The sequence below is a fragment of the Paraglaciecola sp. genome (assembly GCF_039942875.1).
In the GTDB taxonomy this organism is placed as follows: Bacteria; Pseudomonadota; Gammaproteobacteria; order Enterobacterales; family Alteromonadaceae; genus Paraglaciecola.
Genome location: NZ_JBDVBQ010000051.1, coordinates 82,765 through 98,385, shown reverse-complemented (window position 1 = coordinate 98,385; position 15,621 = coordinate 82,765). Strand labels below are relative to the sequence as shown.

The following is a 15,621-nucleotide window of genomic DNA, read 5'->3' as shown; positions in this document are numbered from 1 at the left end:
TTCTAGTTCACTTGTCTTCGTACTATTTTATTGTTTCTCTTAAGTCATCCACATCGTCAATTAGATGGGTAATTGATGCATCACTTAACCAAGCCTTATAAAAAGACGCTACCTTGCTTCCTAGCGAATCAAAAGTGTAGTTAGTGATGCCTAATAAATGACTCATTATCATGGCATGCAACCTGTCGGTTACAACTATTTTTCCTGAGCTTAATAATTTAACACCCCTTTTTACATTGTCTCGCATATAAAGAATACGGATATATTCGTAAATAGGTTGGAGTATTGGAGTGATACTAGGGTGTAATTTAAACCAGCGACATAATAAGTCATTCAGTTTGGCTTTTAGTGGCGCTTCTTCAATGACCCAGTCTTCGTGCTTATGAGTAAGGGTAAGCTCATCAAGAATGGATATAATCGCTTTAGTTTTGTCTACTAATAACTCCTTATCTTCTCTTAGTAAGCAAAAGGTATCTAGGTGTGGTTTCAAACGTGTCAACTTAGGCATATAAAATGCCATATCTGGACTTAAGTTAGTTTTACATGAGAAATGTTTTTCAGCGAAAGCTAGGCTATTTTTATCTCTTACAACTAATGTGTAATCTGCACATTTGCTAATTACTTCAGCCATTTCGGCTATATTGTTCTGGTCTTTGAAGTGAATACTTTGTGGAAATTGCAGCATTGGTTTATTAGGAAATTCGCGCATTATTCTAAGGCGTGTGTTTTGATGTCGCTTCCACAAATCCCCAAAATTGCCACCACCATGAAATAAAATACAATCTGCTCGTTCTAATAAATATTTTTGGCCATTTGCATAGCTTTTGTAGTCAACAAAGTTTACTTTTGCATTTGGAAAGTGGACTGATAGAAACGTCATTTCACCATATAATATGGCACTGTCTCCCACATTGGGGTGATCAGGAGGGTCTACCAAAACAATCTTAGTTGCGTTTGGTGGTATTGCAGACAAAACTTGTTGCCTTATTACTTCTTGTAAAATCATACTGTATCTCTTTTCAATCTTTTATTGACTATGCCGCTGAGTTTTTGCTCTATACCTTGTGGTTTTCCTTGCATTATCCAAATAAGAAAATGACAACTGCAATAGGTGAGTGCTCCAGCAGCACAAAGCAGACTTAGTTCTATCATTAAGTCCAAGGGAGTGGTTTCAAAGGTTAACTGACTCTTTAATAACAGCATAGTGAAATACATAACACAGACACTTAAAACTGGGCGACACAAGACTGTTAACTGCTGCACTATGCCTACATTAAGTAAGTAGCGTACTAAGAAAAAGTTATACACAAGGAGAAATATCAAATTAAGTAATTTAGAATATAAAAGTCCAAAAAAGCCGTAAATGTATAGGCCGCCTAGACTAAGCACTACTTTAACAATAAAGAAGAGCACGTCCCGTTTGAATATAATTTTAGTCTTACCAGTGGCCATGGCAATGGCTTTGGTGACTGAAGTAATACAAGCCACAGCATAAATACCAGCCAATATTTCTATGACAAGGATTGCCCCTTGCCATTTTTCACCAAGAGCCAAAAGTACCATTGGCTCAGCTACAAGCACCAACCCAAAACCTATGGGTAATAAAATAGAGTAAAAAATGGAAATGCTGGTGAGATAAGCTTGAGTGAAACGTTCTGGTTTATGGATAAGTTGAGAAAAGGCTGGAAACAAAGCCCTATTTAAAGGTGTGGTTGTTTCTCTTGTTGGCATACTCGCCAATTCATTGCCGATATTATAAACCCCTAGGGTGACCGTACCAAAAAATTTCCCAATTAGTAATTGGTCGAGCTTCCAATTAATATTATTGATAACGTGGCTCAGTGAAACCCACACAGAAAACGATAGAATTTCTTTATGTTTTTGCAAAGACAGTTTTGGGAAATAAGGTAAAAACCAGTAAGTAAATACAACATTGAGTACTTGAGTAATAACACTGCCAATAACCAATGCCCAATAAGATTGGGTGTAGTAAGCAACGGCAAGAGATACGCCTATTGCAAGTACCTTTGACAAGGTATTAGTGAAAAATAGATAAGAAAAGTTTAGAGATTTTTCAAAAATTACAAATTTAGGATTGATAAAACCACTAGCCAATGCAGCGATAGAAAATATGATCAGTATGGCAGTGACTTGAGGTTCATTATAAAAATTAGCGATAGGTATGGCTAATACCACCAAAACTATACAAATCATTGCCGTACGTATAATGTTGATCGTGAAAGCGGTATCAAAATGGGACTTTTCAGGATTTTCTATGGCAATAAGAGCTTGGCTAACTGGAATTTGCACCATTGATTGTAATAAGGTGGCCACCACACTCGCAATGGCTACTAACCCAAAGTCTTCTGGCGTTAATAATCTTGCTAAAATAAAAATGCTGGTCATGCTTAACACAGTAATGACAACTCGCGTGAACATAAGCCAGCCAGATGCTTTAAATACTTGTGAGCCGAGTGATTTAGGCACTGAAATCCTTAAATAAATTAATCATGTTATGAATAACATTGTTTGCTTAACACGCCTACCTGTTCCCAAGTTAACTTGTCAGCGGCTGCTTTATTATTCGTACCCATGGTTTCTAGTGGTAATTTGTGTACATTTTGTAGTACTGATGTGAGCTCTGCAGTATTTGTAAAATACTTAACACCTAATTCGGGAACACAGCCAAATACTTTTGCTTTTTCTGGCAGAATAAGGGGCTTACCTAATGTCATGGCTAGTATGGTTGAGCCTGAAGTCAGAGTGTCTGCAAATGGTATAACCACAATGTCGGCCGCAGTGATTTGATCCACTAATTGCTGTTCTGGCAGAAACTCAAAATTGGCAACGATCTTACTGTTTAGTTTTACTTTTTCTGATAATTCATTTTTATAGTTTGCATCGGACACGCCGCCAGCAAGGGTTAAGGATGAATTTTCTAGAGTGGATTCAATACTATTGAAACAGTCAATTAAATTATCCACCCCTTTGTAAGGTCGTATCGAACCGAAGTACAGAATATTAATGACATCAGGCTTGATATTTAAGCTTTTTCTTAAGCTATCTTTAGTTGCTGAAGGTTTTGGGTAACAGTTGTCGTAATTACCATGAAATATTACCTTCGCTTTTTGCTGCAACGGATATTCGTAGAGCTTAGTAACAAGCTTCATTGCTTCAGTGCTATGAATAATTACTTGGTCTGCTAGGCGGCAAAATTGACGTCTAATTAACAACTCTCTGTTCTTGTTTAAACTTTGATGGGAGAGCTTGTTATGTATGGTCCATACTATTTTTACGCCCCGTTTTTTGAGGCACCATAAATCGAATAACATTCGCGCTAGTTTAATGAAAAAAACTAAAGAAGATTTTGACCAGCTTAAACGGTGAATTAACTCTGCAATCCAATGTAAGTGCAGAACTTTCATCTTTGGGTTCTGGTGATATAACTTAGTAAATGGTGCTAAGCCTTCTGGGTAGTTTTGCATGGTCACTTGGTAGTCATCTGCAAGGCTTGCAGCTAACAAATTTTGGTATGGGTTATTTTTTGACCAGTTAGGGGCAAACACTACTAAATCTTTATTACTACTCATAGTTTAATGCCTAAAGGCGCTATGCAGATTCTGACTAGGCTCACTAGATAAGATTTAGCATATCGCCAGTTAGTAGGGGCCAATTGCCATGCTTGTAGCATAGCGGATGAGGATTCTTTTAATTGCCCTAAGTCTTTTAAAGCTATCGATAACTCCCATGCATTAACCCTTGCCAGTTGGTTCTTTACTGCAACCACTTCTTGTTTTGAATGGGTTAATGGTAATAGTGCGCTGTAGCCTCTAAGCATAGTGTTTGCACTACGTTTGACTTTCTCTGGGTTGACGTCAGTCACTAAGGAGATATGAGCGTCGTGAATATGATAAATTTGATGTGTGGTGTCTACAAAAGCGAATTTATGTCCTCGTAATACAGATTTTATTGCATAAAATCTGTCATAAGCGGTTCGATAAGTACCGTCAAACACGTTTTTTTCAAATACACTTTTGCGTATAAGTGCACATTGAGTACTCCCTGGTACACAATGTTTAATGGCCACAGTTTTAATGGATTGGTCATTGATTACTGAAAGTCCGTTTCTTTGCTCTGTATGTAAATTTACAAACGGGTGGCGACTGCCGTCTGCCATAATAAAGTTGCTTGCTTCCTTAATCTCTTTAGTGTCGTGATCAATTCTTTGTAAAGAGCCAAAAAGCCAATCAATGTCTGAATGCTCGTCGAGTGCTTTTACAAACTCATCAAGATGGTAGTTTGGCCATTCATCGTCGCTATCTTGAAAGGCAATATATTGACCTTTAGCTAAGGATAGTCCGTAATTTCTGGCGACATAGGGGCCAGCATTTTCTTGATGTCGATAAATAACATCTTGACCATGGGCTAAAGCATGTTCTTGTAACCATTGTTGAGTATTGTCTGTGCTGCCGTCATCAATCAAAATAACCTCAAAATCTTTAAATGTTTGTGCATCTAAAGTGGCATATAACTGAGGTAGAAATTTCTCTCTGTTATACAGAGGAACGATAACACTGATTTTAGGTGTAGTATCTTGCACTATTGGCTACCTGCGGTTTTTTTGTCAAATGAAGGAATAAGCTGTGTCAAACATAGATAAATCATTTTTTTAATAGTTTTTACAGTTTGTAAATAAGGAGAGAGCAAAATTATTATCAACCAAAGGGTTACAATGTAAACCCCTAAAAATGAAGCGCCGGATATTATTAGCTTTAAAAATGCATACTCAGGCACATACACAGTTATTAAACGGGCACAATGAACCGCCAAGTAAATATCAGCAATACAGACTAAAAACCAAAATATAAATAAGCCTAATGAGAAAGGTATTTTGAAGCGCACGGTGCAAAGCAATAACAAGGTACAGCCGATCCCAAGACCGCCTCTAATTAATGCAAATGTTTCAATATTTTCAGCTGGAATATAAATAAGTCCGATCATTATCAAAAGCAAACTAAATAAATCAAAAAGGCAGGCGAATTTGATTTTGCCTCTAATGATCAATATTTGCTCGAGCAACAATACGTAAGGTATATACAAGACTAGCAATGTTAAGTAGGGCATTAAGTTATAACTTGCTGTCCATTGTTTCCCTAATAAAGTGTCGATTATAAAATGTGGAAATTGAGCAATATATGCGACCACCGGTAGGGTAATGCTAGTGACCACTAAAAGCGTTTGATTTAGCTGGTTTGCAATGCCAGTCGTGCTGTTTTGTTGGTGTCTAAACGCCGCAAGTATAGGTTGAATCGCTGGTAAAATAATATTTTGGCCAGGCAACATCACTATGTCTCTGGCTACATAGAATCGCCCTAAAGTATTGGCATCAAACAATTTAGATACAAAAAAAGTGTCTATTTGGGAGCGCAAATACCCTAGGATATTTTTGCATAACATCCACTTAGAGAAGCCCCATTGTACTGTTGTGCGCTCTAAGCTTAGGGTTGGGCGATAAGGGTTATATAAATATGAACCTATGGTAAAAACAACAGCTGCGACTATGTCTCCGATAATGAGTGCCCAATAGGTTGGCTCTATGTATACAATGCTCATTACTGTGGCAAATGAAAGAAGCTTTTGCCACACAGACAAACCAAATATTAACTTGTAATTAAGCTGACGTCTGAGCAAGTGTAATACTGGGTTGCGAAGTGCACTAATTGGTAATATTAGACAAGATACATAGAGTATATTTTGTAAGTCTGGAGCGCTGTAAAAAGCAGCGATTAAAGGGGCGCTTAGAATTAGCGTTAAACATAAAGCTCCTTTAATAATAATATCTAGGGTCCAAGCTGTATTGAGGTCTCCGTTAGTTAATTCTTCTTTTTGTATAATGTATTGTTCGCTACCAGCGCTCGATAATACGTCAAAAAAATAGATAACCATTGAAACAATTGCAACTACCGCAAAGTCTTCTGGGGTCAATAACCTCGCTAGGATCAATAAGCTAATTAAACCAACACTACGTTGAAAAAGCTTCGCCGCCACCATAAATACAGAGCTGCTTATCAATCTTGAACGAAGTGAGTGCATAATGATGGCCTGAATCTAATTAGACTAAGGAAACAATCTAACGGCTTGCTGAGTCAGATTTTCCCAATCTAGAGTTTCAATTACATGTTCTCTGCCTTTTTGCCCCATCTTTTTTGCTAGCTCTGGGTCTTTTAATATCAGATTTATTTTCTCTGGGAGATGAGTGGGTGAGGTACAGTCGACTATGAATCCTGTTTCGTTCAGTAACATCGTTTCAGCTGTGCCTCCTGAATCGCCAGCTATCACCGGTTTTTCACATGATTGGGCCTCCACCAGAACCATACCAAACCCTTCTATGTCCCTGCCAACTGAGCGGTTTGGTAAAACGAATACATCACATTGTTGATAACACTGGATCATTTGTTGATCAGTGAGCTCTGACATAAAAATCACATGCTCTTGGAGATGAAGGTTTTCTACTAGTTGTTGTAAATCGCCTTTCTTTTCGCCATCACCGATAATGGCATACAGCACATCAGGTTGAACTTTAATGATTTCAGGTAAGGCCTGAATGAGCATGTCATGGCCTTTTCTTTCTTGTAATCTACCCACCGTTAAAATGATCTTACGGCTACCCCAACCAAGCTGTTCTCTAGTCGATAGGCTTACTTGAGCTGGAACAAATACATGGGTATCGACCCCAGGGTTAACTATAAAAGTTTTATCGGGCTCTGTGCCCCATTGATTTAGAACTATATTGGCAGTATTTTGGCTATTACAAATTAGTTTGTCAGCATTTGATAAGGCTTTACGCACTATCCAGCTCAGCTCTCGACTAGTGGCGGCAGTTTCAACATCTTCACCGTGTATGTAACAAATGTACGGAATACCTTTGTATTTGTTTATTAAAAATCCAATAAATCCCTCAGGCAAACATCGACCACAATGAATAGACTCTATGTTCTCTTGTTTAATTAGCTTTAGAACAGCTTTGAATACTCGCCAATAGAAGGCTAATCCAGTTAAACTTTTTAAGCCCCAACTCCATGAGCTAAGAGGTAAACGGTGGCAATTTAATCGGTTATTATCATCAAATTCAGCGGCTGAATCATTATCTCCAGCTGCAATGACTACTCTTTTCGTATCAAGCCTAGAGTAGACTTCCCAAAACCAACGGCCACTCCCACCTTTTAAGGGGGGGAATATTTCACTTAATAATAATGTCTTTTTCATTGTTGATTTCTTAAGTTGCCATGCCATTTAAAAGTAAGGTTAAATTGTGTTCACAAATATTTTCATGCTGCTCAAACCATTCATTGCTAGCATATTTTTGCCATTGATTTTTGGGTGGTGCTTGAATTACCTCACACAGCTCACTTATGCCGGTTTGCGAGATATTTAAAACATCATAGAGTTGTTTAATTTGCTTTTCGGGGTCTTCAGTTAGTTGCTCAAAGCTTAGGTTATGGTCGCTATGAGCTACGCCATGTAAGTATGAAAGTTTCCACAAATAGTAAAATCTTTGATATGGATGGGGTGTGTTAACTTTAGACAATATAGGGTAATGCTGTGATAAGTCTTTACACCAAACATCTAAATAAAATGCATCTTGATAGGTATGTTCCACATCATCTTTATTCATGATGTTTTTATCTGTCAAAAATGAACACCATTGGTCTCTTGGATGCCGATGTAAGTGAATGATTTTGGCATTTGGAAAGTGTTTTTTGAGCCAAGGTAATCTGAAATCTATACGATTAAATTGTAAAATGGGTCTGCCTTTGGCGGAGCTAACTATCGACTCAATGTAAGACTTCATACCTGGGTTCCAACTATCTTCGGTCATTAATAGTTGTTTTCTAATCCAATCTTCATTGTAGAATTGTGTCAGTTCGTTCAGACCATTATATTCAGCTGAATAATCTGCAACGCCCCTGTGTGAACTATCAACTGTGTTACCTCTTAAAGCAGGATTAAACCATTGTCTTTCGTTGAAAGGCTCATAATAAGAGGTACAGCCGGGGGTTTGCCTGAATAAATTCCAGAGTAAAGTTGAACCACTACGAAATCGACTGGTTATAAATACAATATCATCTCTATTCGAGGGAGATTTTAGTTGGTCGCTACTATGCTGACAGTAAGGTGACTGAGTGTTCTTTATTTTAGGTAGAGGATTCGATGTATGATTTATTTGCTGCTGCAATTCTGTCTGTATCTCTTCGCGACGAAGAAATTGCATGAAAATATACGTTAGTTTTTGTTTTAAGTTAGAGAGCATCTGTTTACCCATTAGACTTTATAGAAGCTTGCTTATTCGTAGGTAAACATTTTAAGTAGACGGCTCTGTAAGCATTAGCCATATTAGGGATACTAAACTCCTGATTAAATCGCTCTTTACCAGCTTTGCCAAATTTATACTGTAATTGCACATCATTTAAAAGGCGAACAATTGCTGCTGCATAAGCATCTTCATCGTCATTTGGAGTTACTAAGCCTGTAACCTCATCTAACACAATTTCTGGGTTGCCCCCAGCATGTGTAACTATGCAAGGTTTACCCATTGACATAGCCTCTAAAAGAGTCATAGATGTACCTTCACTTAATGAAGGTAAGAGATATATATCCATTAAGGCTAAATGATTTTGAGGTTTCGGCTCGTATCCCGTTAGAATGACGTGTTTATCAAGCTTTAATTCTGTTATCAATCTCATTATGTTTGGCATTTCCTCGCCGTCACCAACTAAGAGTAGTTTACACTTTATGCCCGCCTCTAATGCTCTATTAAAAGCCTTTAACATCATGCTATGATTTTTGATTGGGTCTAATCTTGCTATAGTTCCAATGCAAGGGACGTGTTCTGAAAATGCTAATTCTTTGGATAATACCTTGGTTTTGTTTGCATCTTCACTTAGGCCAAAAATCCCGTTATAGACAACTTGTATTTTACTGCTGGGGATATTTTCAAACTCAGATAATGCTTGCTTCGTAGCCGCTGATATCGCCGTTGTAGCTGCTGTAAAAATATTGAGTATTGGATTAAGTAATTGACGCTTCCAACTACTGGAGTCGGGGTAAAAGCGACCATGCTCTGTAAAAATGACCTTAGCGTTAGTGAAGAAACTTCCGAATAAACCATATACGTAAGGTGTGTATTGGTGACAGTGTACAATATCAATTTTGTTTTCTTTTATATGATGACGTATCTGGGCAATGAGTTTTGTGTCGAATCCAGGTTGTCTAGATAAGGCTTCAATTTTTGTACCTTGTTCTAGCAATTCATTTGCAAATGGACCTAGTGGAGATTCTATGCATAGAATCGACATCTCAAAAATGCATTTGTCAGAGCCTTGGATTAAGTTCTTAATGACTTGTTCGGTGCCACCAATTCTCATGTCATACGTGACATGTAAGACTTTTATTTTATCCATAAACTTGCCTCTCAACCGATGGGTGGCAAGTTAGTTTAATGACTTGTTTGGACCTTAAGGTATTCTTAAGCTGCATCTGAGTGTTGCTCAACCTGCATATATTGGAACCACCACATTTGAAACATCAGCATACTCCACAACACATTGCTATGGTCGGCTTTATTTTGCTGATGTTGCTGCCATAACTCTTCAACAATATGCATATTGAAAAACTGCTGAATACCTGATGATTTAGTAAATAAGTAATCTTCGGTGAGGTCTTTGATTTCACCTCGCAGCCAAGTGGCAAGTGGCACCGAAAATCCCATCTTTTTGCGGTATAAAATGTCGTCTGACAAAACTGGTTTAAAAGCTTCTTTGAGAATGTATTTCTTCTCTCCATTATTAAACTTTAATGAAGAGGGGAGGGTGGCCGCAAACTCTATTACATCTTTATCTAAAATCGGCGCTCTAACTTCCAGTGAGTTAGCCATACTCATTCTATCCACTTTTACTAATATGCCTCCGGGTAAATAGGTTTTCATATCGGTATACAATATTTTGGAGACATGATCGGGTCCGTCAGCTTTATTGTAGGCGTCAACAGTGATTTTGGAAGGATGGTAATCACCCAGGGTTTGCAATGTTGTTTTGGAGGCGAGTTGTTGCCATAACCTATCTTCAATTTGTGAATTTGTGATGTAAAATCCCATCGCAGGCTCTAAACTTAAGCTATAAAAAAGTGATTTGGCTTTGCGAAATATGGGCATTTCGCTTTTGGCAAATAAATTAGAAAGTTTAGGGAATACCTTTTTACGTAATGCTTTCGGAAATTTATTGCGAAGACGGTTTTCGATGTCGTCAGTTGTGTATTTTTCGTAGCCTGCAAACACTTCGTCCCCACCATCACCAGCAATCGCCACTGTTACTTGAGAGCGGGCCAATTCAGATACAAAATAGGTGGGAACCAGAGATGGGTCTGCAAAGGGCTCGTCAAAGTAGGCAACAATTTCTTCTAAGCTATCATTCACATTTTGATGCACCATAAACTCATGGTGCTCGGTGTGATATTGCTCTGCGACGGCTCTAGCAAATTCAGTTTCGTTATATTTTTTATCATCAAAGCCAATTGAGCAGGTTTTAACTGGGGTATCTGAATTTTGTGCCATCATAGCTACCACGCCACTTGAATCAATGCCTCCACTTAAAAATGCACCTAGGGGCACGTCACTTACCATTCTGTCTTTAGTGCGGTTTGTGGCCAATTCAAACAATTCTTTGGTGAGCTCTTGTTCGGTTTTTGTGGAGGTGTTGCTAAAGCTCACATCCCAATATTGCTCGATTTTAACCCCTTCATTGGAAACTGTCATTAAGTGGCCAGGCGATAACTTATGAATATCATTGAAGATGGTTTTTGGATCTGGAATGTATTGATAGGCAAAAAAGTCGTGGACTGCATCTAAGCGTATTTCTTTAGGGACCTCAGGTAAGGTTAATATCGCTTTAATTTCTGATGCAAAGGCAAATTGTGTATCAGTTTTAAGGTAATAAAGGGGCTTTTTCCCGACTCTATCTCTGGCTATCAACAGCTCTTCACTGGTGGTATCCCAAAGTGCAAAGGCAAACATGCCGTTCAGTTTACTTAACATTTCCTTACCCTCTTGCGCATAAAGGGCGAGTATCACTTCTGTATCTGTGTGGGTTTTAAAAGGATATCCTGCAGCACTTAGTTCATCTCTGATGGCAAGGTAATTATATATTTCACCATTGAATACAATAATGTATTTACCATCATGGGAGGTCATGGGTTGTACACCAGCTTCAGACAAATCAATGATTGCTAAACGTCGGTGTGCTAGTCCTACATGATCATTAATATATTCACCGCCAGCGTCAGGCCCGCGGTGATAGATACTATTACCCATTTTCTTTAGTGTGTCTGTATTACCCATGTTTCCCAAAAAATGGGTAAAGCCTGCAATTCCGCACATTAAACTAATTCCTGTGTTCTAGTTTTCAAATCAATAATAGGTATCTTTATAAACTAATATGTCTGCGTATTTTGGGACCAATAATTGTTGTCACTTTTAAAGGCAATCTTGACCAAATATTTTCTACTAATGCTCTAGTTTTACTGGTCCCAGCTGCTTCGTTATAGTTTCTAATGTCAGAACTAAGGTTAGACCATTTTAATGGCGTAGGCGCTGCGCCCCATTGGCGCTTAAATTTATAAGTCCCTTCGTTATAGGTTGAGCGACCGAAATCGAATTCGGTAATACCTGTATCAGATACACGTTGTAGTAAGGACCAATACAACATCATATTTGGCGCTAGTTTGTTATATTCTGAAACAGTTGAGGCCCATGGTATACAAGCTTTATTGCCATTGGTTAACACTATGCCTGCACCAACTGGAGTATTCTCAGCGTATACAACAGATAAAACGATATTATCACCATAATTTATAAATAAGGTTTCAAACCACTTTTTACTATGTACTGGAGAGCCTAGTTTTCGCATGTTAACTGAAAATATTCGATAAAAGTCATCGATACTTTTCTGATTAGAAGCAAGTTGGTGGGTCAAACCATTTTTTTCTGATTTACGAATTTGGCTACGTAATTTTGACTTGAAACCTGACATTAAAGTTTCAGAATTCTCTGGTAAAGAAAGTAACATACGTACCTTTTTCCCTTCTAGCTCTGCTTCTTTTGTTGCCTCTGTGCTGGTGTCTCGGTATTCAAATGCGGTTCCCTTAAGAAACTTTAAATGCTCAAGCGCTTTCGTGGTTAAGGCTTTTTGAATCGTTTCGTTATTGGCTAAACAAAATCCTAAGTCGCAATAGGGCAGAGAACAAAACACCGTTTTAGCAAAAGGTTTCTTCATGCTGATGCAAGGCAGAACGCCAACGACAGAGTCACCTTCTAAGGCAATAAAACTAATATTTTTATGATGGTAGGCTTGTTCAATACTTTGAACCCAAGCGAAGCGATGGTAAGGCGTTGCGTCTGGATGAGTACTTACATACTGATCCCAAATCTGTTCATCAGCTATTACACTTAGTCTGATATTCATTTTGTGGAACTACCATTTGGGGAGGTACGTTCCTGCATTTTTTTTGCTGCTTCAGATATGGTACAAAACTCAATGTTGTAGTGACGTGACAACTCTTTAATAACTGCTTTTATGGCGTTGGTAATAAAGGTAAATGCGTCTTTATTACCAAGTAAGCTATTTTTGTTGTCTACTAAACTGGAGCTATGCATATACATATGTAGAATGGGATAACCTTTATCAATGACAGATTTACATAATGAAATCATATCATTAGGTGCGGATAATTCTGGACACAAATAGTTTTTTCTTAAAACATTGGTATGCCATGCAATACCATTAAACCTAGTCCAGCTTAATGGTGGCTTAGTAAATGCTGTGTGGATTTTATTAGCCAATTCAAAATTGCTTCGATTAAACCCCACAGTTACAGGAAGCTCATAAATCATTTGTTGTGAGGAGACTTTAAGTGGATAGTCCAAGTCAGGCCAATACGGTAAAGAGGGTGAGCCATTACAATGAAAATATTCATTTTCATAGAAAGGGTAAACGCTAGAGTCCACATTAAAACCTTGCTCTATAAGCAAACTCATAACTTTTTTGTCAATTCCCCATCGGCCCGTTCTAAATGACTTTGGTTTTATCGAAAAACTTTGCTCAAGTTTTTTTACTAAGTTTTCTAGTTTTTGGGAAACTTGCTCTTTAGGTAAGTTAACAACATGAGACTCGAACTCTCCAACCGGACCGAAGAAAGGAGGGTTACACCATGGGTGAAGATGTGCTCCTATTTCACAGTTGCCTTCAGGTACTAACGGCAGTATATGTTCAACGGCTTGTGGGTTGTCAGCTACCGCGTAATCGACAAAATAAGTGGGGCGCAGGCCCAACCCTTCACATACTTTTTGGAAGGCCGGAATATTGTCAATATTGGAAACATTAGCATCCTGCTGCGGAAAAGCCTCACCCCATTCCCACTCTTCTTCTGTATCAATAGACAATACAAATAGAATCGGTTCAGTGGTGTCCATTTTTGGGGTCATGAGTTTTCCTTAACCAGATCTTTAAACAATCCTGTATATTCTTTTGCCATACGATTTGCGGAATAATGTTCATATACATACTTTTTGGCATTTGTGGATAGTTCATCAGCATATTCCTGATTAAATAATAACTCTTCCCAATAATTTTGTAGGGTTTGTTTGTCTAAAAGTGGCGCTAATAGACCAGTCTTTTTGTGTTCTATTAATTGGTCAATGCCCGGAATATTGTATGCTGCAACAGGTATGCCCGCTGCTGTCGCTTCCATTAGGCACCTAGGTATGCCTTCTAGTGTTGAGGTCATAACAAATAAATCAAAAGATTTTAAGAGCAATAGACGGTCGTCTCTGAAGCCTAAAAACTCAACTTTGCTATGGCAAGATAGTGTTTTTGAGTAGCTTTCTAATTCGTCACGTGCGTCTCCGTCTCCTAGTAACACTAATTTGGTGTTCGGGTGCTTTTTATGCAGCTGCTCGAATATATCTAAGATATCGAAAATGTTTTTACGGCTTATCATTTGGCCCACAAAACCGATACGTTTTTCTTCCGAATTCTCTCGCTCCGGCGCTATGGTGGCTTCAACTTCAGACAAATCAACGCCATTTTGGATATATAAACTTTTACTTCTGGCTACTCCCATTGACAACACATCGTCTAATAACTGTTGGGATAATGGTACAACCTTGGTTGCGTACTTCATTGCTTGGCAGCCTAACCAAATAAAGAGTCTTAGCTTAAAGTCTTTTGCATTTTCAAAGCCATGTGGCGTAACCACACAGGGAATACCCGCTTTCTTTGCTGCCCAAACGCCAATAATGTCTGACTTATAACCGTGAGTATGCACAATATGAATATCTTCTCTTTTTATCAGTTCTACCATTTTGTCGACTGCAGATAGGTCAAACTTACTTTTCATATTTATGGTGTGACAAGGTAAGTTTAGTTTCTTGTATTCTTTTACCAACTCTAGAGGTTTTTGACCTGGCTCCATGGTCACAGCTAAGTCACTTCGAACAACTTTGGTATCTAAATGTTTTGATAATGCCAATACCCATCGTTCTGCACCATAAAAACCTGTTGGGCATATAAACTGCAACACATTTATAGTTTTTGTCATTTGTGTTAATCCTTAAAGTGTTTTTACGCCAATAGATTTAAACAAGCCTACAAATGTTCCTATTGCCCTAGCTGGGAAATAAAATACATAAAAGAGCACAATATACCAAAGATGAATATTTTTGTTAGCTAAGGAGTAAAGTCGAATACTGTAGATAAAAATCGGAAGTACACCAAAAATAAAAGCTGATATAGCAATTAGGGGCTGGCGACAAAGAATGAGTATTACTGAAGTAATTAGCATCAAAACTATAGCTGGAGGGACCGCGAAACTCGGCCATTCTCGGATTGGGATACGACGGCCAGAGATTGATTGGAGGTTAGACTGTCCTCTCCAGATTTCCTTATCAAACATAGCTTTATATTCTTTATCTTCGCCTAGATGAATATAGTTGGCATTTGAGGTGTAAAATAAAGTTCCCAATTTGGCGGCTTGATCTGTGAAATAATAATCCTCACATGTAATGAGATGTTCCGGAAAACCACCTATGTTTTCAAATGAGGTTTTTTTTAAGCACAAATTCCGTCCTGGAAGAAAAGCTACGTCAGTATCAAGTTCTGCATTACTTAGAGCCGTGCGGATTTTCTCTAATGGTGGGGCACTTTCTTCACAAATTTGCATGGCACTGCAGATTATTCGATTACTATCATGGTCGAGTGCCGTTAGCATTTGCTCAACCCAATTATGAGATAGGTAGACATCCGCATCTAGAAATGCCAAATATTCTCCACTAGCCTCTGTTACTCCGTAATTTCTTAATGCTGATATTGTGTCTGATGCGGGCCGAATATGTACACTCAGTGATAAGGTAGTGTTTGTTGATAACACTTGTTGCTGAATTTCTGGTGTTTGACTAACCACAATGACTTCAATGTCATTTTGATTGCAAGTTTGTAGACTGATAGATTCTAAGGTCTGGATCAGCATTTCAAATCGCCCTTTATGGGGAATAATAAATGATACTTGCATATG

General features: G+C 38.2%; 13 protein-coding genes. All 13 read right to left on the bottom strand.

Going from position 1 to position 15,621, the window contains the following annotated elements:
* Nucleotides 1-22: 22 nt before the first annotated feature.
* The gene (locus ABJE44_RS18075) at nucleotides 23-1,006 is read right to left on the bottom strand and encodes a polysaccharide pyruvyl transferase family protein (protein ID WP_348111280.1); all 984 of its coding nucleotides are present in this window, start codon (nucleotides 1,004-1,006) and stop codon (nucleotides 23-25) included.
* Entirely contained in the window at nucleotides 1,003-2,487 is a 1,485-nt protein-coding gene (locus ABJE44_RS18070; protein WP_348111279.1) for a lipopolysaccharide biosynthesis protein, read from the bottom strand. The genes ABJE44_RS18075 and ABJE44_RS18070 overlap by 4 nt, the downstream gene beginning before the upstream one ends.
* A 26-nt stretch (nucleotides 2,488-2,513) precedes the next feature.
* Nucleotides 2,514-3,590: a glycosyltransferase gene (locus ABJE44_RS18065; RefSeq protein WP_348111278.1), complete on the bottom strand. Its 1,077-nt coding sequence runs from the start codon at nucleotides 3,588-3,590 to the stop codon at nucleotides 2,514-2,516.
* Nucleotides 3,587-4,600 (bottom strand): glycosyltransferase family 2 protein, encoded by a 1,014-nt coding sequence (locus ABJE44_RS18060; protein ID WP_348111277.1) that lies wholly within the window; start codon nucleotides 4,598-4,600, stop codon nucleotides 3,587-3,589. Before ABJE44_RS18060 ends, ABJE44_RS18065 begins: the two co-directional genes overlap by 4 nt.
* Entirely contained in the window at nucleotides 4,600-6,093 is a 1,494-nt protein-coding gene (locus tag ABJE44_RS18055; RefSeq protein WP_348111276.1) for an oligosaccharide flippase family protein, read from the bottom strand. Before ABJE44_RS18055 ends, ABJE44_RS18060 begins: the two co-directional genes overlap by 1 nt.
* 24 nt (nucleotides 6,094-6,117) lie before the next feature.
* Nucleotides 6,118-7,266 (bottom strand): glycosyltransferase family 4 protein, encoded by a 1,149-nt coding sequence (locus ABJE44_RS18050; protein ID WP_348111275.1) that lies wholly within the window; start codon nucleotides 7,264-7,266, stop codon nucleotides 6,118-6,120.
* 10 nt (nucleotides 7,267-7,276) lie between these two features.
* Entirely contained in the window at nucleotides 7,277-8,311 is a 1,035-nt protein-coding gene (locus ABJE44_RS18045) for a sulfotransferase (RefSeq protein ID WP_348111274.1), read from the bottom strand.
* A gap of 4 nt (nucleotides 8,312-8,315) precedes the next feature.
* Complete coding sequence (locus ABJE44_RS18040; protein ID WP_348111273.1) at nucleotides 8,316-9,461, bottom strand: glycosyltransferase; 1,146 nt, start codon at nucleotides 9,459-9,461, stop codon at nucleotides 8,316-8,318.
* A 65-nt stretch (nucleotides 9,462-9,526) separates the two neighbouring features.
* Nucleotides 9,527-11,431: an asparagine synthase (glutamine-hydrolyzing) gene (asnB, locus tag ABJE44_RS18035; RefSeq protein ID WP_348111272.1), complete on the bottom strand. Its 1,905-nt coding sequence runs from the start codon at nucleotides 11,429-11,431 to the stop codon at nucleotides 9,527-9,529.
* 46 nt (nucleotides 11,432-11,477) lie between these two features.
* A complete protein-coding gene (locus tag ABJE44_RS18030) occupies nucleotides 11,478-12,515 on the bottom strand; it encodes a FemAB family XrtA/PEP-CTERM system-associated protein (protein ID WP_348111271.1) in 1,038 nt (345 codons plus the stop codon).
* Complete coding sequence (locus ABJE44_RS18025) at nucleotides 12,512-13,534, bottom strand: polysaccharide deacetylase family protein (RefSeq protein ID WP_348111270.1); 1,023 nt, start codon at nucleotides 13,532-13,534, stop codon at nucleotides 12,512-12,514. The genes ABJE44_RS18030 and ABJE44_RS18025 overlap by 4 nt, the downstream gene beginning before the upstream one ends.
* Nucleotides 13,531-14,649, bottom strand: coding sequence for a glycosyltransferase (locus tag ABJE44_RS18020; protein ID WP_348111269.1), 1,119 nt, complete (start codon nucleotides 14,647-14,649; stop codon nucleotides 13,531-13,533). The genes ABJE44_RS18025 and ABJE44_RS18020 overlap by 4 nt, the downstream gene beginning before the upstream one ends.
* A 12-nt stretch (nucleotides 14,650-14,661) precedes the next feature.
* The gene (locus tag ABJE44_RS18015) at nucleotides 14,662-15,618 is read right to left on the bottom strand and encodes a glycosyltransferase family A protein (RefSeq protein ID WP_348111268.1); all 957 of its coding nucleotides are present in this window, start codon (nucleotides 15,616-15,618) and stop codon (nucleotides 14,662-14,664) included.
* Nucleotides 15,619-15,621 lie beyond the last annotated feature (3 nt).

Bases quoted from the DNA above. Each gene is read 5' to 3' on its own strand.
- ABJE44_RS18075 (WP_348111280.1), bottom strand. From the start codon at position 1,006: ATGATTTTACAAGAAGTAATAAGGCAACAAGTTTTGTCTGCAATACCA.
- ABJE44_RS18065 (WP_348111278.1), bottom strand. From the start codon at position 3,590: ATGAGTAGTAATAAAGATTTAGTAGTGTTTGCCCCTAACTGGTCAAAA.
- ABJE44_RS18055 (WP_348111276.1), bottom strand. From the start codon at position 6,093: ATGCACTCACTTCGTTCAAGATTGATAAGCAGCTCTGTATTTATGGTG.
- ABJE44_RS18050 (WP_348111275.1), bottom strand. From the start codon at position 7,266: ATGAAAAAGACATTATTATTAAGTGAAATATTCCCCCCCTTAAAAGGT.
- ABJE44_RS18045 (WP_348111274.1), bottom strand. From the start codon at position 8,311: ATGCTCTCTAACTTAAAACAAAAACTAACGTATATTTTCATGCAATTT.
- ABJE44_RS18040 (WP_348111273.1), bottom strand. From the start codon at position 9,461: ATGGATAAAATAAAAGTCTTACATGTCACGTATGACATGAGAATTGGT.
- asnB (WP_348111272.1), bottom strand. From the start codon at position 11,431: ATGTGCGGAATTGCAGGCTTTACCCATTTTTTGGGAAACATGGGTAAT.
- ABJE44_RS18030 (WP_348111271.1), bottom strand. From the start codon at position 12,515: ATGAATATCAGACTAAGTGTAATAGCTGATGAACAGATTTGGGATCAG.
- ABJE44_RS18025 (WP_348111270.1), bottom strand. From the start codon at position 13,534: ATGACCCCAAAAATGGACACCACTGAACCGATTCTATTTGTATTGTCT.
- ABJE44_RS18020 (WP_348111269.1), bottom strand. From the start codon at position 14,649: ATGACAAAAACTATAAATGTGTTGCAGTTTATATGCCCAACAGGTTTT.
- ABJE44_RS18015 (WP_348111268.1), bottom strand. From the start codon at position 15,618: ATGCAAGTATCATTTATTATTCCCCATAAAGGGCGATTTGAAATGCTG.